The organism is Cutibacterium equinum, from assembly GCF_028021195.1.
In the GTDB taxonomy this organism is placed as follows: domain Bacteria; phylum Actinomycetota; class Actinomycetes; order Propionibacteriales; family Propionibacteriaceae; genus Cutibacterium; species Cutibacterium equinum.
Genome location: NZ_CP115668.1, coordinates 1,890,599 through 1,907,421, shown reverse-complemented (window position 1 = coordinate 1,907,421; position 16,823 = coordinate 1,890,599). Strand labels below are relative to the sequence as shown.

Here is a 16,823-nt window from a genome sequence, read left to right as displayed (position 1 = left end):
GCCATGTCTGTGACCACTCTGACCGCGAGTTCTCAGACCTACCTCAAAGCGATCTGGAGTCTCCAGGAGTGGTCTGACGACCCTGTCAGCACCTCGATGCTGGCGAGCAAGGTGGGTGTGCGTCTCTCGACCGTCTCCGAGGCGGTGCGAAAACTGACCGAACAGGGGATGCTCCAGCACACCCGATACGGGTCAGTCGCCCTGACCGACGAAGGTGCCCGGCACGCCGTGGCCATGGTGCGCCGTCACCGTCTCATTGAGACCTTCCTGGCAGAAACCCTGGGGTATCGCTGGGACCAGGTTCACGAGGAGGCCGACGCCCTCGAGCACGTCGTCTCAGACTTCATGGTGGAGCGCATCGACGAACTGCTCGGCCACCCTGTCAAGGACCCCCACGGCGACCCGATCCCCAGCCCTACCGGAGACATTGAACATCCCGACGGGGCGATGCAACTGTCGACCGTGGGCCCCGGAGAGGCCGTGCGCGTCGAGCGGGTGTCTGACAGCGACCCGGGTCTGCTGCAATTCCTGGCGGAATGCGGGATCGGCGTCGGCACCGTGTTGGAGCCGCGTCCGGGGGCCCCTTACTCCGATTCGATCGAGGTGACCGTGGCTGATCGGGTCATCGCGCTGGGACGGTCGGCCACTGACGCCGTCTGGGTCAGCGTCGAGCCACGAGACTGACCGCGGTGCCGTGCCCGCGTGATGATGCCGTGGCGCGGGCTGAAAAGGTAGACCAGCAAGAACGCCACGCCCTGCACCACGACGACCAGACCGCCGGGGGAGACGTCGAACCAATAGCTGAGATAGATACCGACCACCGTGCACAGCGCTGACAGGCTCGGCGCGATGACGAGCATCCGGGAGAAGCGGTCGGTCAACAGGTACGCCGTCGCTCCCGGAATGATGAGCATCGCCACGACGAGCACAACCCCGACGATCTGCAGGGCGACGACGGCTGTCAGCGCCAGCATCCCGAGCAGGAGAGCCCCGAGGAATCGCGGTGACAAGCCGATGGCGTGGGCGTGGACGGGGTCGAAGGCATACAGGGTGAGATCCCGGCGTTTGAGCAGCAGGACGAGCAGGCTGATGCCGGCCAGGATGGCGATTTGAATCATGTCGCCGTGTGAGATGCCCAGCACGTTGCCGACGATGATGTGGTTGAGGTCGGTCTGACTCGGCGTCGTCGAGATGAGGATGAGTCCGAGGGCGAACATCGTCGTGAAGACAATCCCGATGGCGGCGTCCTCCTTGACTCGACTGGTGCCGCGGACCACCCCGATGAGGAGGACGGCGAGGAATCCGAAGACCACCGCGCCGAGAGCGAAGGGCAGATCGAAGATGTAGGCCAGCGCAACCCCAGGTAGCACGGCGTGAGAGACGGCGTCGCCCATGAGGGACCACCCCACCAGCACGAGCCAGCATGACAGCAGGGCGCACACGACGGCCGCGACGACGCTGGTTGTCAGTGCTCGCACCATGAACGAGTAGCTCAACGGTTCAGTGAGCCATACCAAGGCGTTCATGTCATCCTCTCGGATTCGGTGACGTCAACTCCGAAGGTCAACGCGAGGTTTTCTGGTCGTAGGGCTTCTGCGACCGGACCATGGAACAGGACGGTGCGCAGCAGGAGAACGGCATCGTCGGCGAGGTCAGGCAGCGCGTGGAGATCGTGGGTGGACACGATGAGGGTGTTTCCCTGGGCGGCAAGGTCGCGCAGGAGTCGCACGATCGTCGCCTCGCTGCGTTTGTCGACCCCGGCGAAGGGCTCGTCGAGGAGCATGACGCGGGCGCCCTGGGCAATACCACGGGCGACGAAGGCACGTTTGCGCTGGCCCCCCGACAACTGGCCGATCTGACGGTCTGCCAGGTCGGCCAACTCAACCCGTTCCAGGGCGTCCGCCACCGCGTCGCGATCCTTGGCGCGTGGCCGCCTGGTGAACCCTTGCTGGCCGTAGCGGCCCATCATGACGACATCGCGTACCGACACGGGGAACGACCAATCGACGTCCTCGGACTGCGGGACGTACCCGACGATGCCGCGACGGCGAGCTGCGGTGGGGGAGTCGCCGTCGATGAGGACCTGGCCATGCTCGGGGCGAACCATCCCCATGATCGCCTTGAACAGGGTGGACTTGCCCGATCCGTTCATCCCGATGAGGCCGGTGACCCTGCCGGGTGCGACGGAAACCGTGACGTCGGACAGGGCTACCACGTCCCCGTATCGCACCGACAGGTCGCGGACCTCGACGCCTCCGGTCATGACGCCTTTCCGGTGAGGGCAGTGGTGATGGTGCGGGCGTCGTAGCTCATGAGGTCGAGGTAGGTCGGGACCGGTCCGTCGGCCTGGGAGAGGGAATCGACGTAGAGGGTGCCGCCGAACTTTGCCCCGGTGGAGTTGACGACCTGCTTCATGGGTTTGAGGGACACCGTGGACTCGCAGAACACCGCAGGCACCTTGTTCTTCTTGACGAAGTCGATTGCCGAGGCGATCTGCTTCGGGGTGCCCTCCTGATTGGCATTGACGGCCCACAGGTACTTCTCGGTCAGGCCGGTGTCGCGAGCCAGGTAGGAGAAGGCACCCTCGCAGGTGACGAGGGCACGCTCATTGCGCGGCAGGCCGGACAACTGGTCGGTCATGTCGTCAGTGATCTTCTGCAACTTCTTCTTGTAGGCATCCCCGTTGGAGGTGTAGTCCTTGGCATGGTCCGGGTCGAGCTTGCTGAAGGCCTTGACGATGTTGTCGGTGTAGATCTGCACGTTCTTCGGGCTCATCCAGGCGTGCGGGTTCGGTTTGCCGGCGTACTCGTCCTCGGCAATGTTCATCGGTTCGACTCCCTCGGAGACGACGGCGTGCGGGACGTCAGCAGACTCCACGAACTTCTGGAACCAGCGCTCCAGACCCATCCCGTTGTCGAGGATGAGATCGGCCTTCGAGGCCTTCTTGATGTCGTCGGGGGTGGGCTCGTAGTCGTGGATCTCGGCGCCGGGTTTGGTGATCGACTCGACGGTCAGGTCGTCACCGGCAATGTTCTGCGCGATGTCCTGCAGCACGGTGAACGTGGTGAGGACGACCGGTTTGTCGTGGGATTTCGACGGGTTTGCAGAGCCGCAGCCGGTCAGGGCGAGCGCGACTGCCGCGACGAGGCCGACGGCGATGGCGCGAGGGGAGCGATGCATGGAGACCTCCATGGTAAGGGGAAACACAAAAGTTCGGGCGCCCGAAGTTCGAGTTGAGAGTACATCTTCACCAGAGCTCCTGTCACTGTGACGTGCGCAGGAAACGCGGCATGAAGGCTGCCGCCGGACAACGCATGCCGCGCCCAGCGTGTGTGGGCGATGACTCGGGAAGGTGGCAGGCTTGGGGCCATGAATGAGGTGAAGATCAGCGGTAGTGACGATGTGACGATCACCCTGGATCGTCCCAGAGCCATCAATTCACTGTCCGGCGAGATGCTGGTGGCCATCGAGGAGGCCGTCGAGGATTCGCCGCGCAGTATTGATCTGTCCGGTATGGGGGAGCGCGGCTACTGCTCCGGGGCTGACATCCGCGAGCTTCGCTCGCTGGCTCTGGAGGATCCCGACGCCGCCGGCGACTGGCTGAATCTCGAGTACGACGTCGATGCGGCGATCGCGGACGTCCATACCGGAACCGCGCATCTGCACGGAATCTCCATGGGTGGGGGGCTCGGCCTGGCCCTTCGCCTCGAACGGGTTGAGGCGCGCGAGGATCTCGTCCTGGCGATGCCGGAGACGGGAATTGGCCTGTGGCCCGACGTCGGGGCGTCATTTGAGCTGTCGCGCGCTCCGCGCCTTGTCGGGCGCCACCTGGCCATGACGGGAGCCCCCATCGACGCGGTCTCAGCGCTGTGGGCCGGTCTGGTGGACGAGGTCGTCGACGCTGCCGGCAACCCCGTCAACGTCGATCCCGAGACGTCTCAGCTTGCCTGCGACGCGGTGTGGATTCAGGAGTGCTACAACACCGACGACCCGGTCGAGGTGTGCCGCCGCTTGGCCGATCACCCGGAAGATGCCGCACGCCAGGCAGCCGAGCTGATCGCGACTCGCTGCCCGTTGTCGGTGGGGGTCGCCCTGGCAGCCGTCATCAAGGCCGAGGACGCCTCAGGGCTTGCCGAGGTGCTGGAGACCGACCGCGCCCTGGGGCGCTCCTTCATGCGCGACTCGGACTTCTGCGAGGGGGTGCGGGCTCAACTGGTCGACAAGGACCGCAACCCGCACTGGTCCCACAAGAGTGTGGCTGACGTGCCCGTGCGCCGCGTCGAGGCCATGTTCGACCCGTCGTGACTCACAGGTCGTAGTCGACAACCACAGCCGCGTGGTCGGAGGTGCGCTGGTCGTAGGAGGGGTCGCGGTCGATCGTGGCCGCGACGGCCTTGTTCGCCAATCCCGGTGAGGCCAGGTGATAGTCGATACGCCAGCCGGCGTCATTGGCGAAAGCCTGGCCACGCCAGCTCCACCAGGAATAGGGGCCGTCGGCGTCGGGGTGCTGGGCTCGCACGACGTCAACGAGGGTTTCGGGGGAGACGATGGTGTCGAACCACTGCCTCTCCTCGGGCAGGAATCCCTCGTTGCGCTGGTTGGACTTCCAGTTCTTGAGGTCGGCGTTCTCATGGGCGATGTTGAAGTCGCCCATGACGAGGAAGTGACGCCCCTGAGCCTCGCACTCTTGGCGGCGGGTGCTCAGGTGCTCGCGGAACCCGGCGAGGAAGGTCATCTTGCGGGCCTGCTTCGCCAACGACTTCTCGTCCTTGGGGTCCGGGGTGGCTCCCTTGGGCAGGTACAGGCAGGCGACGGTGAGGGGCGCCTCGGCCAGATCGACTTCGACATATCTCCCCTCGTCAGCGAAGGGAAGCAGCTCGGCGGGAAGTCCGTCGGTGTTTCCGGTGCGGGCTTGTTCAAGATCGGGCGCTTGGCCGCGAGCCATGACGAGGTGGGTGCCCCAGGACCTCACCTCAGCCGGCGCGGTGCGGGTGAGCAGGGCGACGCCATTGCGTCCGGCCAATGAACCTGGCGCCCATGCGACGTGATGATCTCCGAAGGCGCCCTCGGGAAGATCGGCGGGACGGCAGCGCACCTCCTGCAGGCCGATGACGTCGCAGTCGCGGGCCTCCATCCAGTTGGAGAATCCCCGTTTCAGGGCGGCTCGGATGCCGTTGACGTTGAAGCTGGCGATGCGCATGGGCCAGAGTCTGTCACAGGGGTACGACGTGGCGGCGTGACGGTGGCTGCGGCGTCGCTCGTCGCGGTGTGTGAGTCCTCCTCGCTGGCCCTTCTCGGGCTGGTCGACAGGTTCGATTGGTCACGCCGTTGACATGCCTGCTATGATCTTCGATCGCTGGCTTGCGCCAGTGAGGCAGGTTGCCCGAGTGGCCAAAGGGAGCGGTCTGTAAAACCGTCGGTTCGCCTACGTTGGTTCGAATCCAACACCTGCCACACAACCCCCGGGTCGGATGGACCTGGGGGTTGGTTGTGCCACGGCTGGGTCCGTGATCGACGTGTTCGGTCAGGGAAACATCCGAGGTGCGACAGCCCGATTGGCCTGAAAACCGATCCCCGACGGGGGTGTCATCACGGGAATCAGGAGAGTCGGGTTACGATTTGCCAACGATCCGAAGCTCGTGTAGTTTTCTCATTCGTTGCCCCTATAGCTCAGTAGGCAGAGCGTCTCCATGGTAAGGAGAAGGTCAGCAGTTCGATTCTGCTTGGGGGCTCTGAGTGTGAATCGGCCCCACGTACCCGGTGGGCAAGGCCTGAACGGGCGTCGAGGATCACATGGCGGGGTAGCTCAGGGGTAGAGCAAGCGGCTCATAATCGCTGTGTCGCGGGTTCGATTCCCGCCTCCGCTACCAAAACAAACCGGGAAAACTCGGGAGCGCACACTCCACACGGCTCGAAAGTAGGAAAGATGGCCAAGAAGTCCGGCGACGTTCGCCCGAAGATCACGCTCGCCTGCACCGAGTGCAAGGAGCGCAACTACATAACCAAGAAGAATCGCCGCAACAATCCTGATCGCATGGAGCTGGCGAAGTTCTGCCCGCGTTGTCACAAGCACACCGCCCATCGCGAGACCCGCTGACGTCGGGTCGTCAACCCAACAATCTTTGACGAGGGGTCACCTGTTGGTGGCCCCTCGTCGTGTTGTTCGTTCTCGGGGGTTCTGTTCCGTCGGGGGTCTGGGATAGCCTGAACCACATGCCGATCAGTCCTGATGACGTCGGGCGTACGTATCCGACGACAGAGCCCTACCTTGTTACTGCAGAGAAGATTCGGGAGCTTGCCACTGCTCTGGGTGACACTGCTCCGGCCTACCGGGGCGACGACCCCATTGCCCCGCCCACATTCGCCATGGTTCTGGCGTCCCGGGCGTGGGAGGCCTTGTTCGATGACGAGCAGCTTGGTCTCGAGCTGGAGCACATGATCCACACCGATCAGTCCTTCAACTGGATTCGCCCGCTCCACAAGGGAGACGAGGTGACATCCACCCTCAAGATCACCTCAGTTCGTACTCGAGGCAACACAGACATCATCGGTATTGACGTCTCCTTGGATCATGTCAATGGCGAGCACCTGGGCAACGCCACCTCTACCCTGTGGCACACCCGCCCGGAGGCCACTGCATGAGCGTGCACCTGACCGAGGGTCAGACATTCGGGCCGCGCACCATCGGCGTCACCCGGACCACCTTGGTTCGCTATGCCGGTGCGTCGGGGGATTTCAACCCGATCCACCACAGCGACCGTGCTGCCCGAGAGGCTGGCATGGACGGTGTCATCGCTCACGGCATGTGGACGATGGGGGCAGCCTTGGGAGCCGTCATCGAATGGGTCGGGGGACCCGAGCGGGTGGTGGCCCAGCGAGCTCGCTTCACCCGCCCGGTGCTCGTGCCCGACACCAAGGAGGGGTCGTGTATCGAGGTCGCTGCCACGGTGCGCAAGGTTGCCGACGACACCGCGACCCTCGGTGTTGACGTCACGTGCGGCGGACAATCCGTGCTCGGACGAGTTGAGGTCGTCGTCAAGCAGGAGGAGCGGTGAGTACCACTGTGATCGGCCCCTACGAGGACGACGATCCCACCGAGGCCTGCAGCACCATCCACCATGAGGCGATCGGCGCCACGCCCACCCTCAACGGAGGCGACGGCCTCCCCCTCGCCCCGCTGACGACGTTCAAGGTTGGTGGTCCGGCGCGTCACCTCGTCATTGCCACGACCAATGACGAACTGCTGCAGACCGTCCGGGATTGTGATCGACGCGGCGAGCCCTGCCTCGTGCTCGGCGGCGGTTCCAATGTCCTGGTCGGTGACGACGGTTTCGACGGCACTGTCGTGCGCGTCGCGACCTCGGGCCTGTCTGCCGAGGTGTCCTCGTGCGGTGGTGCTCTCGCGACGGTTGCCGCCGGTCAGGTCTGGGACGATTTCGTCGTCCATGCCATCGAGCAGGAGTGGATAGGCCCGGAGTTCCTGTCCGGCATCCCCGGTCTGGTCGGCTCGACGCCCATCCAGAACGTCGGTGCCTATGGTGTCGAGGTCAGCGAGTTCATCGCCCGGGTGCGAACCTGGGACCGCGTCGATGACACCCAGCGCACCTTCACCGCCGACCAGTGCGGCTTCGGGTATCGCTCCAGCCGGTTCAAGGCGGAGCCAGACCGTTACGTCGTCCTGGACGTCACGATGCAGTTCAACCTCGGTACCCGGTCGTTGCCGGTCCGGTACGCCGAGTTGGCGCGCCGTCTGGAGGTCGAGCCGGGGGAGCGGGTCAACACATCCACGGTTCGCCGGACGGTCCTGGCGCTGCGTAATGGCAAGGGTATGGTCCTCAATCCTGACGACCACGACACCTGGAGTGCCGGGTCCTTCTTCACCAACCCGCTGGTGGCCCCCGATGCTGTCCCCGACGGCGCCCCCGCCTTTGCCCAGCCTGATGGTCGGGTGAAGACCAGCGCAGCATGGCTCATTGACCACGCTGGTTTCGGCAAGGGGTTCGCGGTTCGCCACGGCGCCCCGGCCAGCCTGTCGACCAAGCACGTTCTGGCCTTGACCAATCGCGGCGGAGCCAGTTCCGACGACCTCACTGCTCTGGCGCGCACCGTCATCGACGGAGTGCGCGAGGCATACGGCATCACCCTGGTGCCCGAGCCGCGCCTCGTCGGGTGCACCATCTGAGGGCGGCGAATACCCAATCAGACTGACGACCCTCCAACCGCGCCTGGCGTGGTTTGGAGGGTCGCCTGTCGTGGTGGTGGGCCCAAGGGTCAGAATTGATCTATGACGACTCCGCTGACCGACTTGTCCCATGATGACCTGTCCGCCCTACACGAGCAGCTCAGCAGCGAGCATGCTGAGCTCGTCGCCCGTGGTGTCCGTCTCGACATCACCCGCGGCAAGCCCTCCTCGGCACAGCTTGACCTCAACGCGGACCTGCTGACGATGGATGTGCCTGCTCACGCCGAGGATGGACAGGACATCCGCAACTACGGAGGCAAACGCGGACTGCCCGAGATCCGCCGCATCTTCGGTGAGCTGCTGGGGGTCGACGTCGACCACATCATCGCCGCCGACAACTCGAGCCTGTCGATCATGCACGATCTCGCGATGTACGCCGTCGTCCACGGCATCGCTGGCGAGAAGCCGTGGTTTGGCCGCAACGTCAAGTTCATCGCCCCGGTCCCCGGCTATGACCGCCACTTCGTTATCTGCGAGCACCTCGGCATCGAGATGATCCCGGTGGAACTGGGAGAGCATGGCCCCAACGTCGACGAGGTCGCCAGGTTGGCTGCTGACCCGTCGGTCAAGGGCATGTGGGTGGTGCCGATGTACGCCAACCCCAACGGCGTCATCTACGACGAGCAGACCGTCCGCGCCCTGATGTCGATGCCTGCTGCCCCCGATTTCCGCATATGGTGGGACAACGCCTACGCCCTGCACCACCTCACCGACGCCGAGCCTGCCCCGCTGCCGGTGCTGCAGTGGGCCGAGGAGGCTGGCAATCCGGATCGCGTCTTCGAGCTGGCATCCACGTCCAAGATCACCTTCGCCGGCGACGGTGTGTCCTTCCTGGCCTCCTCGAAGGCCAATCTGGACTGGTACTTCGACCACGCGGGGATCCGCTCGATCGGCCCTGACAAGGTCAATCAGATGCGCCACGCGAAGTACCTGGGGGACGCCGAGGGTGTCCGCAAGCTCATGGGTGCTCACCGGGCGATCCTGGCCCCGAAGTTCGCCCTCGTCGATGACATTCTCACCAACCGTCTGGGCGGTCGTGGCGTCGCCACCTGGACTCACCCGAGCGGCGGTTACTTCGTCACCCTCGACGTCATGGATGGCACGGCTGCCCGTGTGGTGTCCTTGGCCAAAGAGGCCGGCATCTCCCTCACCCCGGCCGGGGCGTCCCACCCGCTGGGCCATGACCCCCACGATCGCACCATCCGACTCGCACCGTCCTTCCCCGGTATGGACGAGCTACGTGAGGCCATGGAAGGCGTGGCGACCTGTGTCCTGTTGGCAGCCGCTGACAAACTCCTCACCGCCTGAGCACGCCTGGTCCCGATCTGGGAACTCCCGCTGGGAAGGCCCCGCACAATCTCACGACGTGTGTGGGGCCGTGGCGTCGCGTATCCTGAAGGCCAACTAGTCTGCTGTATGTTGCAGGAAGGGGCATGCCCGTGGCTGACGACGACGGACTCAACCTGTTCGACGACCCGGATGATGTCGAGGGCGACCACGGTTTCGACCCTGACGCCAGCGCCGCACCTCGGCGTGGACTTCCGGCCGAGGACGCTGAGCCGACCGCTGGGCGGCGCGGTTACGACCCGGACACGGAGGATGCGACCGTCGACGAGCTCTTCGAGGAGCGCCCTGACGACGAGGACAGTGTGGCATCTGCAACGGCGGTCAAGCGGAAGCGACGCTGGCCGAAGGTTTTCCTGGCGATCGTCCTGGCGCTGTTGCTCATCGTCGTCGGCGTCGTCGCCTACTACCTGAGGTCGGTCAATGTCGGCATGGAGAAGGTCAATCGCGCCCCGGTGGCGGTGCAGGGTACCCGTCCCCCCTCGGTCGAGACCGGTGCGCAGACCTTCGTCCTCGTCGGTTCGGACTCCCGCGGATGGGATCGTGGTCGTTCTGACACCCTCATGGTTGCCTACCTTCCCGCCAACCGGGAGAAGCTCTACCTCATCAGCTTCCTGCGTGACATGTGGGTGACGATCCCGGCCAATGACGTCGTCAAGAAGGATTCCAAGGCCAAGATCAATGCCGCGTACTCATGGGGTGGCATGCCCCTGGCGATCCAGGTGCTCGAGGGGCTGACCGATGTCAAGATGGACCACGGCGTCGTCATCGACTTCAACGGGTTCAAGACTCTCAGCCGGGACGTTGGCGGCATCCAGGTCTACAACCCGCAGGAATTCGACAGCATGGGTCACCATTTCGACAAGGGTAACGTCACCCTCGAGGGAGACAGTGCCCTGGCCTACGTCCACGAGCGCAAGTCCCTCAAGCGTGGCGACGTGGACCGTGCCGCCAACGAGAGGGCCGTTCTCACTGCGATGATCGACAAGATTTTCTCGATGGACACGCTGACCAACCCCAAGAAGTTCTCCCAGGTGGTGTCGGACGCCGGCTCGACGATGACGGTTGACGACGGGCTCACGAACAAGGAGGTGCGCAAGCTGGCGACCAGCCTCAAGTTCGACTCGGGGGCTGACATCGTCTCCGTGCAGGCTCCGATCAAGGGTTTTGGCACGTCGAAGGACGGTCAGCAGTACGACATCGTCGACGAAGCTGGCATGGAGGAGTTGGCACAAGCGATGCGAACTGACACCATGGACCAATACGCGGCCAAACATCCGGCGTGATGGATGGTCGGCAGGGGGTTGTGGAGACGGTTCGCGATTCTGATTCGACGTGAGGCCGTATTCTCTCCTATACTCCCTGTGCTGGTGTTGCCGCTGTGGTAGCACCGAAGGGCACTAGCTCAATTGGCAGAGCAGCGGTCTCCAAAACCGCAGGTTGGGGGTTCAAGTCCCTCGTGCCCTGCGAGACGCATATGCGGGGCGTATCCCTGGTGCGCAGCCGTGGCGAAGTCCTGATCCACGGCACTATCCATCAGGCAGGACCCGAAGGAACAGCGTGACCGACGAGAAGCGAAACCTCAGTGACGGAGAAGATCCTTCCGTCGAGGGGGAGCTGTCTTTGAGGGGGGAGGACCTGGCCTCCAGCGACCTTCCGGAGGCGCAGGAGTACGATGTCGTCGACCCCGAGGCTGAGGAGTTGACGACTCCTGACGATGTCGTCGACAAGACCCTTGGCAAGGCCGATCCCGAGGACATGGTGGTCGACGATCCGGAGCAGCTCGAGGAAGCCGAGAAGGTTGCCGCCTCTGCTCGCTCCAGCCGCCCGGTGCGCAAGAAGGACGCTGCTGGTAAGCCAGCCCGTCGTGGCAAGCCGGTGCGCAAGGGCACCGAGGAGACTCGTGACGGCGACGAGGAGCCCGACACCGCTTCTGATGCCAAGGCCGCCGGCCCCAAGCCGAAGCGTGAACTGACCAAGGCTCCCGTCCGCAAGCAGAGCAGCACGCAGAAGACTGTCGACAAGGGCAGCCATCGCACTGGTCCGGTGACCTTCACCAAGCAGTCGGTTGGTGAGCTGCGCAAGGTCAAGTGGCCAACCGGCGAGGAGCTGGGGCAGTACTTCCTCGTCGTCCTCGTTTTCGTTCTGCTCATCATCGCTTATGTCAGTGGCTTGGACGTCCTGTTCGGATGGATCATCATCAAGCTCTTTGGCAACTGACGATCACATTGGAGAATTGACCTGTGACTGACAGCCCTCACTTCAGCGAGAACGACGACGTCGAGATCAACCTCGACGCGTTGACCCCCGACCAGACCGAGGAGAAGGACGACGAGGTCGAGATCGACCTTGGCGACCTCGGCGAGGAGGACTCTGCCAAGGAGCCTGAGATCAACCTCGACTTCGGTGACGACGAGTCCGACAACAGTTCGGATGACGACATCGCCCGTAACCTCGGCATCGGCCAGGCCGCCGAGGAGCAGGAGGAACCCGAGGAGGACGAGCCGTCCGAGGCTGACAACCAGGATGCCGTTGACGCCGCCATTGAGCAGTTGCGCGACGAGCTGTCGGCGAAGTTCGGCGAGTGGTACGTGCTGCACACCTACTCCGGCATGGAGAACAAGGTGAAGCAGAACCTCGACGCTCGTGTGCAGAACTTCAACATGGAGGACTACATCTTCGAGACGGTCGTGCCCACCGAGGAGGTCGTCGAGATTCGTAACGGCACCCGCCGCACGATCACCAGGGTGTACCTGCCCGGTTACGTGCTGGTGCGCATGGACCTGACCGATGACTCGTGGGGCATCGTGCGCCACACCCCGTCGGTGACCGGGTTCGTCGGTCAGTCGGCCACCCCGATCCCGTTGACCTTCGACGAGGTCGTCACGATGCTGACGCCGTCGGTCGTCGCCAAGGTCAGTCACGAGAATGCCGACAAAGCCCCCTCGCCCAAGGCCAAGCCGAAGGTTGAGGTCGTTGATTACGAGGTTGGCGAGTCGGTGCAGATCACCGATGGTCCATTCGCTGGTGTCCCGGCCCAGATCACCGAGATCAACGTCAACAACCAGCGCGTCAAGGCCCTGGTCGAGATCCTCGGACGTTCCACCCCCGTGGACCTCGAGTTCAACCAGATCGAGAAGATCTGATCCTGATTTTGGACCCACCGGCCAAGTCGCTTAGACTTGGCCGGTGCGTCTGTGTCCGGACGCTCGTCACGCCCGGACTCGCATTGACGGCATCAACCGGTGCCGTCACCACTGAAAGAAGGACCCATCAATGCCTGCTAAGAAGAAAGTAGCGGCTCTCGTCAAGGTCGCTCTCCAGGCTGGACAGGCCACCCCGGCCCCGCCAGTCGGTACCGCTCTTGGTCCCCATGGTGTCAACATCATGGAGTTCTGCAAGGCCTACAACGCTCAGACTGAGGGACAGCGCGGAAACGTCGTCCCGGTCGAGATCACCATCTACGAGGACCGCTCCTTCAGCTTCGTCCTCAAGACCCCGCCGGCCGCCGAGCTCATCAAGAAGGCTGCCGGAATCAAGAAGGGCACCGAGAACCCGCTCACGCACAAGGTCGGCAAGATCACCAAGGACCAGGTCCGCGAGATCGCCCAGACCAAGATGCCTGACCTCAATGCCAACGACGTCGAGGCCGCCATGAAGATCGTGGCCGGCACCGCCCGCTCCATGGGCGTCGAGGTCGAGGCCTGAGGCTCACAACCCCACAGACAATTCTTGTGGAGGGGCACGCGCTGCCCTCACCACACCTGGTGAAAGGAACCAGACATGAAGCGCAGTAAGGCATATCGCGCAGCCGCCGAGAAGGTGAACGCTGACCAGCTCTACTCCCCGGAGGAGGCCTTGGCCCTGGTCGCGTCCGGTGCGTCGGCCAAGTTCGACGAGACCGTCGACGTGGCCATCCGTCTTGGCGTCGACCCCAAGAAGGCCGACCAGATGGTTCGCGGTACCGTCAACCTTCCCAACGGCACTGGCAAGACGTCACGGGTCCTCGTCTTCGCCACCGGTGAGAAGGCCGAGGCCGCCCGCGCTGCGGGCGCCGACGAGGTCGGTGACGACGACCTCATCGCCAAGGTTCAGGGTGGATACCTGGACTTCGACTCCGTGGTCGCCACCCCGGACATGATGGGCAAGGTTGGCCGTCTGGGCCGTGTCCTCGGTCCCCGTGGCCTGATGCCGAACCCCAAGACCGGTACCGTCACCATGGACGTCGCCAAGGCTGTCTCCGACATCAAGGGCGGCAAGATCGAGTTCCGTACCGATCGTTACGCCAACCTTCACTTCCTCATCGGCAAGGCGTCCTTCGGGCCGGAGAAGCTGGCTGAGAACTACTACGCGGCTCTCGACGAGATCCTGCGTCTCAAGCCGAACTCCGCCAAGGGGCGTTACCTGCGCAAGGTGACCGTCTCCTCGACGATGGGTCCTGGTGTGCAGATCGATCCTGCCGCAGAGCGCGTCGCTGAGTGACCACCTGAATGACGACGGCCCCCGCAGCGTTGAGCGCTGCGGGGGCCAATTTGGTTCTGCACCCTCGGTCAGTTATGCTGTGCAAGTTGCCGTAGACCGCTGGTCGGGATGTCCCGCCAAGCATCCGGAGTGACGGATGGCCCGCGCAGGTGAACGCCGAGATGCTTTCGCTACCCCGTCGTGCGCCTGTGCACCGGGGTTTTTCTTTTGTCCTCCCTACGGCTCCGATGCTGGCAGCCCTGCTGTTGGCATGACGTACGAGAAGTGGGAAGGAGACCCAATGGCTAGGCCTGACAAGGTCGCTGCGGTCGCCGAGCTGAAGGAGAAGTTCTCCTCGGCCGACGCCACCGTGCTGACCGAGTACCGCGGTCTCTCCGTGTCGGCGCTCAAGGATCTGCGCCGTTCGCTGGGGAGTGACGCCACCTATGCCGTTGCGAAGAACACCCTGACCCGCATCGCCGCCAAGGAGGCGGGTATCGAGGGACTTGACGAGCAGCTCGTCGGCCCCACCGCCCTCGCCTTCATCAACGGTGACGTGGCCTCCGTGGCCAAGGGTTTGAAGGACTTCGCAAAGGACAACCCGCTCCTGGTCATCAAGGGCGGCGTGATGGACGGCAACGTCCTCGACGCCGACCAGGTCAAGAAGCTTGCCGATCTCGAGTCCCGTGAGGTCCTCCTCGCCAAGCTCGCCGGTGGCCTCAAGGCCAATCTCACGAAGGCCGCTGTGGTCTTCAATGCCCTGCCGTCCAAGGCTGCTCGCGGCCTTGGCGCCCTGCAGGAGAAGGCTGCCGCCGATCCGTCGGTGATCGGTGGAGCCGGAGAGGCTTCCGACCAGGAGCCCAAGACAACCGAGACCCCTGAGGCGTCCGCCGCCCAGGACAACACCAACGAGTGAAAGGACGCCCATCATGGCGAAGCTCAGCAACGAAGAGCTCCTTGACGCTTTCAAGGAGATGACCCTCATCGAGCTCTCCGAGTTCGTGAAGCAGTTCGAGGAGACCTTCGACGTCTCCGCCGCCGCCCCGGTGGCTGTCGCCGCTGCTGCCGGTGCCCCGGCTGCCGGTGGCGAGGCCGCTGCCGCTGCGGACGAGAAGGACGAGTTCGACGTCATCCTCGAGTCGGCCGGCGACAAGAAGATCCAGGTCATCAAGGAGGTCCGTGGCCTCACCAGCCTGGGCCTGAAGGATGCCAAGGACCTCGTCGAGGGCGCTCCGAAGCCCGTCCTCGAGAAGGCCAAGAAGGAGGACGCCGAGAAGGCCAAGGAGGCTCTCGAGGCTGCCGGTGCCACCGTCACCCTCAAGTGACCTGGTGAGGGTCGCCCGAAGTGGCGACTGAAAAAACTTTGCGCCGCCCCCTTGTGGGGCGGCGCAATTGTATTTTAGTCTCCTCCCTAACCGAGATGGGATGTATTCCCGACAAGCTGACCGATGCTCCGGCTCAGGGCGCTTCGGTGATGCGCATGGTTAGTTGGATGTCGCGGTGTCTGCCACCACAAGCGGTATTCCACGATGCGGGAAAATGATCGCGATTGCGGGGTGACGTCATGACCGGGACAAGGATTGAGCAATGGCCTTGGGCTGGTGGCCCTGAGGTTGACTGGCTGCGCGGGTCTGGCGTCTGTGGGGCTGATCCCATTGGGGTGGTCACTGCTGCTGGCCGAGATCTTGTCGTCCTCGGTCTGCTTGACGACTGGCGGTCCAGCGACGGAAATCTAGGGTGTGGAGGAGTCCTGCTGGGCGGGGAAGGGCCGATCCTCGTGGTGTGGGACAAGTCTGGTGTGCGGGTCTTACCGTCCGGATGCCCCGCCCTGCCGTGGCTGGTCGTCGAACCCGAGGGGGAGCTCGCGGAGATACTGGCAGCCCTCATCCGTGCCGTGCCGACCCAGTGGTGCCAGGAGTCCTTCGAGGATCTGCCCGAGAACCAGGATGCGGTCACCCTTCCCGAGGATCCTGAGTGGGCCGGTGCCCATCTACCGATCCCGGTTCCGCAAGGGGCCCAGGCAGAATACCTGCTGGTCGTCGGTCGTCGAGGCGGCAGTGTCGTCATGCGCGAATGTGCTGGCATCTGTGATGACTGGTGGCAGGACCCCGCTGATCTGGAGGCCGTCGACTGCGTTCCCGAGGGCGTTGGCCTACCGGAGGGTTGGAATGGCGTGACGTTGGGTCGGACCCACCCCGGCCATCCCACCTTCGTCACCGAGGACGTGTCTGGGGCCACGATCTTGTGTGGGGAAGTGGCCGGTGATCCGGTGGCTGAGATCGTCAACGGCCAGTTGCGTCGCCTTCGTGCCCCGGCGCTACCAACCTGCGCACTGCTCACCGCCAGGTCCACCGCTGAGGGCCGGGCACAACTGGACCCCGGTGCGACTCTCATCGTCACTGACGCCGAGATCCTTGCTGGGTGGGGGAGTACGGCTCGTCCTCATCGCTCCTTGCATCATCTCAGTGCGGAGGGTGACCACCTCGTCATCATCGACCACGGACCATTGCTGCCGGCACATCGCCCGGCTGACGGGGCACAGGAGTATCACAGTGCCGTCGTGGTACGCCGTGAACGAGGGGGCGCACCGATGACAACGACCCTGTGGTGGGCTCCCGGCGACGACACACCCCGCCAGGTCGGGAAGAACTGTTTGGCTGGTCATGTGGTCGAAGGGTGGTACCACCCCTTCGCCGGAAAACCGGTCGATCCGTTGCTCCTCGGGCTGTGGCGAGAACTCGTCGGGTGAGCCCTCGTCTTTCCCCGACGGCTGGGT

The 16,823-nt window shown here is 64.1% G+C and carries 19 protein-coding genes and 4 tRNA genes; 19 read left to right on the top strand and 4 right to left on the bottom strand.

Annotation, left to right across the window (positions count from 1 at the left end):
• Positions 1-3 precede the first annotated feature (3 nt).
• Positions 4-684: a metal-dependent transcriptional regulator gene (locus tag O6R08_RS08715; protein ID WP_271417770.1), complete on the top strand. Its 681-nt coding sequence runs from the start codon at positions 4-6 to the stop codon at positions 682-684.
• Here the strand turns inward: O6R08_RS08715 and O6R08_RS08710 are convergent.
• The 3 genes from O6R08_RS08710 to O6R08_RS08700 are packed head-to-tail and all read right to left on the bottom strand — an operon-like array spanning position 585 to position 3,180.
• Positions 585-1,526 (bottom strand): metal ABC transporter permease, encoded by a 942-nt coding sequence (locus O6R08_RS08710; RefSeq protein WP_271417769.1) that lies wholly within the window; start codon positions 1,524-1,526, stop codon positions 585-587. The genes O6R08_RS08715 and O6R08_RS08710 overlap by 100 nt on opposite strands.
• Positions 1,523-2,263, bottom strand: a complete 741-nt coding sequence (locus O6R08_RS08705) for a metal ABC transporter ATP-binding protein (RefSeq protein ID WP_271417768.1) — start codon at positions 2,261-2,263, stop codon at positions 1,523-1,525. Before O6R08_RS08705 ends, O6R08_RS08710 begins: the two co-directional genes overlap by 4 nt.
• Positions 2,260-3,180 (bottom strand): metal ABC transporter substrate-binding protein, encoded by a 921-nt coding sequence (locus O6R08_RS08700; protein ID WP_271417767.1) that lies wholly within the window; start codon positions 3,178-3,180, stop codon positions 2,260-2,262. The genes O6R08_RS08705 and O6R08_RS08700 overlap by 4 nt, the downstream gene beginning before the upstream one ends.
• A gap of 189 nt (positions 3,181-3,369) precedes the next feature.
• Between O6R08_RS08700 and O6R08_RS08695 the strand changes: the two genes are divergently transcribed.
• Positions 3,370-4,305 carry an enoyl-CoA hydratase/isomerase family protein gene (locus O6R08_RS08695; protein WP_271417766.1) on the top strand — a complete coding sequence of 312 codons (936 nt, stop codon included), beginning with the start codon at positions 3,370-3,372 and terminating at the stop codon, positions 4,303-4,305.
• Between the two features lies 1 nt (position 4,306).
• On the opposite strand, the gene O6R08_RS08690 is transcribed toward O6R08_RS08695, so the two are convergent.
• Positions 4,307-5,200 carry an exodeoxyribonuclease III gene (locus O6R08_RS08690; RefSeq protein WP_271417765.1) on the bottom strand — a complete coding sequence of 298 codons (894 nt, stop codon included), beginning with the start codon at positions 5,198-5,200 and terminating at the stop codon, positions 4,307-4,309.
• 173 nt (positions 5,201-5,373) lie between these two features.
• On the opposite strand from O6R08_RS08690, the gene O6R08_RS08685 reads away from it, so the two are divergent.
• From O6R08_RS08685 to O6R08_RS08605, 17 genes are all read left to right on the top strand, one after another.
• Positions 5,374-5,454 (top strand) — tRNA-Tyr (locus O6R08_RS08685).
• Positions 5,455-5,659: 205 nt separating this feature from the next.
• Positions 5,660-5,732: transfer RNA gene (locus O6R08_RS08680), tRNA-Thr, on the top strand.
• 63 nt (positions 5,733-5,795) lie between these two features.
• Positions 5,796-5,870 (top strand) — tRNA-Met (locus tag O6R08_RS08675).
• A 56-nt stretch (positions 5,871-5,926) separates the two neighbouring features.
• Positions 5,927-6,097, top strand: coding sequence for a 50S ribosomal protein L33 (gene rpmG / locus O6R08_RS08670; RefSeq protein WP_271417764.1), 171 nt, complete (start codon positions 5,927-5,929; stop codon positions 6,095-6,097).
• 116 nt (positions 6,098-6,213) lie between these two features.
• Positions 6,214-6,642, top strand: a complete 429-nt coding sequence (locus tag O6R08_RS08665; RefSeq protein WP_271417763.1) for an FAS1-like dehydratase domain-containing protein — start codon at positions 6,214-6,216, stop codon at positions 6,640-6,642.
• Positions 6,639-7,055 carry a MaoC family dehydratase gene (locus O6R08_RS08660; RefSeq protein WP_271417762.1) on the top strand — a complete coding sequence of 139 codons (417 nt, stop codon included), beginning with the start codon at positions 6,639-6,641 and terminating at the stop codon, positions 7,053-7,055. Before O6R08_RS08665 ends, O6R08_RS08660 begins: the two co-directional genes overlap by 4 nt.
• On the top strand, positions 7,052-8,182 hold the full coding sequence (locus O6R08_RS08655; RefSeq protein WP_271417761.1) for a UDP-N-acetylmuramate dehydrogenase: 1,131 nt from the start codon (positions 7,052-7,054) through the stop codon (positions 8,180-8,182). Before O6R08_RS08660 ends, O6R08_RS08655 begins: the two co-directional genes overlap by 4 nt.
• Before the next feature lie 102 nt (positions 8,183-8,284).
• Positions 8,285-9,550, top strand: coding sequence for an aminotransferase class I/II-fold pyridoxal phosphate-dependent enzyme (locus O6R08_RS08650; RefSeq protein ID WP_271417760.1), 1,266 nt, complete (start codon positions 8,285-8,287; stop codon positions 9,548-9,550).
• A gap of 125 nt (positions 9,551-9,675) precedes the next feature.
• The gene (locus O6R08_RS08645; RefSeq protein WP_271417759.1) at positions 9,676-10,872 is read left to right on the top strand and encodes an LCP family protein; all 1,197 of its coding nucleotides are present in this window, start codon (positions 9,676-9,678) and stop codon (positions 10,870-10,872) included.
• A 108-nt stretch (positions 10,873-10,980) separates the two neighbouring features.
• Positions 10,981-11,053: transfer RNA gene (locus O6R08_RS08640), tRNA-Trp, on the top strand.
• Positions 11,054-11,146: 93 nt separating this feature from the next.
• On the top strand, positions 11,147-11,806 hold the full coding sequence (gene secE / locus O6R08_RS08635; protein ID WP_271417758.1) for a preprotein translocase subunit SecE: 660 nt from the start codon (positions 11,147-11,149) through the stop codon (positions 11,804-11,806).
• 23 nt (positions 11,807-11,829) lie between these two features.
• Positions 11,830-12,732, top strand: coding sequence for a transcription termination/antitermination protein NusG (gene nusG, locus O6R08_RS08630; protein ID WP_271417757.1), 903 nt, complete (start codon positions 11,830-11,832; stop codon positions 12,730-12,732).
• Positions 12,733-12,862: 130 nt separating this feature from the next.
• Complete coding sequence (gene rplK, locus O6R08_RS08625) at positions 12,863-13,294, top strand: 50S ribosomal protein L11 (RefSeq protein ID WP_271417756.1); 432 nt, start codon at positions 12,863-12,865, stop codon at positions 13,292-13,294.
• Positions 13,295-13,369: 75 nt separating this feature from the next.
• Entirely contained in the window at positions 13,370-14,068 is a 699-nt protein-coding gene (gene rplA, locus O6R08_RS08620) for a 50S ribosomal protein L1 (protein ID WP_271417755.1), read from the top strand.
• Between the two features lie 280 nt (positions 14,069-14,348).
• A complete protein-coding gene (gene rplJ / locus O6R08_RS08615) occupies positions 14,349-14,963 on the top strand; it encodes a 50S ribosomal protein L10 (protein WP_271417754.1) in 615 nt (204 codons plus the stop codon).
• A gap of 13 nt (positions 14,964-14,976) precedes the next feature.
• Positions 14,977-15,372, top strand: a complete 396-nt coding sequence (gene rplL, locus O6R08_RS08610; RefSeq protein WP_271417753.1) for a 50S ribosomal protein L7/L12 — start codon at positions 14,977-14,979, stop codon at positions 15,370-15,372.
• A gap of 239 nt (positions 15,373-15,611) precedes the next feature.
• Positions 15,612-16,796 (top strand): hypothetical protein, encoded by a 1,185-nt coding sequence (locus O6R08_RS08605; RefSeq protein WP_271417752.1) that lies wholly within the window; start codon positions 15,612-15,614, stop codon positions 16,794-16,796.
• Positions 16,797-16,823 lie beyond the last annotated feature (27 nt).

Bases quoted from the DNA above. Each gene is read 5' to 3' on its own strand.
- O6R08_RS08715 (WP_271417770.1), top strand. From the start codon at position 4: ATGTCTGTGACCACTCTGACCGCGAGTTCTCAGACCTACCTCAAAGCG.
- O6R08_RS08710 (WP_271417769.1), bottom strand. From the start codon at position 1,526: ATGAACGCCTTGGTATGGCTCACTGAACCGTTGAGCTACTCGTTCATG.
- O6R08_RS08705 (WP_271417768.1), bottom strand. From the start codon at position 2,263: ATGACCGGAGGCGTCGAGGTCCGCGACCTGTCGGTGCGATACGGGGAC.
- O6R08_RS08700 (WP_271417767.1), bottom strand. From the start codon at position 3,180: ATGCATCGCTCCCCTCGCGCCATCGCCGTCGGCCTCGTCGCGGCAGTC.
- O6R08_RS08695 (WP_271417766.1), top strand. From the start codon at position 3,370: ATGAATGAGGTGAAGATCAGCGGTAGTGACGATGTGACGATCACCCTG.
- O6R08_RS08690 (WP_271417765.1), bottom strand. From the start codon at position 5,200: ATGCGCATCGCCAGCTTCAACGTCAACGGCATCCGAGCCGCCCTGAAA.
- rpmG (WP_271417764.1), top strand. From the start codon at position 5,927: ATGGCCAAGAAGTCCGGCGACGTTCGCCCGAAGATCACGCTCGCCTGC.
- O6R08_RS08665 (WP_271417763.1), top strand. From the start codon at position 6,214: ATGCCGATCAGTCCTGATGACGTCGGGCGTACGTATCCGACGACAGAG.
- O6R08_RS08660 (WP_271417762.1), top strand. From the start codon at position 6,639: ATGAGCGTGCACCTGACCGAGGGTCAGACATTCGGGCCGCGCACCATC.
- O6R08_RS08650 (WP_271417760.1), top strand. From the start codon at position 8,285: ATGACGACTCCGCTGACCGACTTGTCCCATGATGACCTGTCCGCCCTA.
- O6R08_RS08645 (WP_271417759.1), top strand. From the start codon at position 9,676: ATGCCCGTGGCTGACGACGACGGACTCAACCTGTTCGACGACCCGGAT.
- rplK (WP_271417756.1), top strand. From the start codon at position 12,863: ATGCCTGCTAAGAAGAAAGTAGCGGCTCTCGTCAAGGTCGCTCTCCAG.
- rplA (WP_271417755.1), top strand. From the start codon at position 13,370: ATGAAGCGCAGTAAGGCATATCGCGCAGCCGCCGAGAAGGTGAACGCT.
- rplJ (WP_271417754.1), top strand. From the start codon at position 14,349: ATGGCTAGGCCTGACAAGGTCGCTGCGGTCGCCGAGCTGAAGGAGAAG.
- rplL (WP_271417753.1), top strand. From the start codon at position 14,977: ATGGCGAAGCTCAGCAACGAAGAGCTCCTTGACGCTTTCAAGGAGATG.
- O6R08_RS08605 (WP_271417752.1), top strand. From the start codon at position 15,612: ATGACCGGGACAAGGATTGAGCAATGGCCTTGGGCTGGTGGCCCTGAG.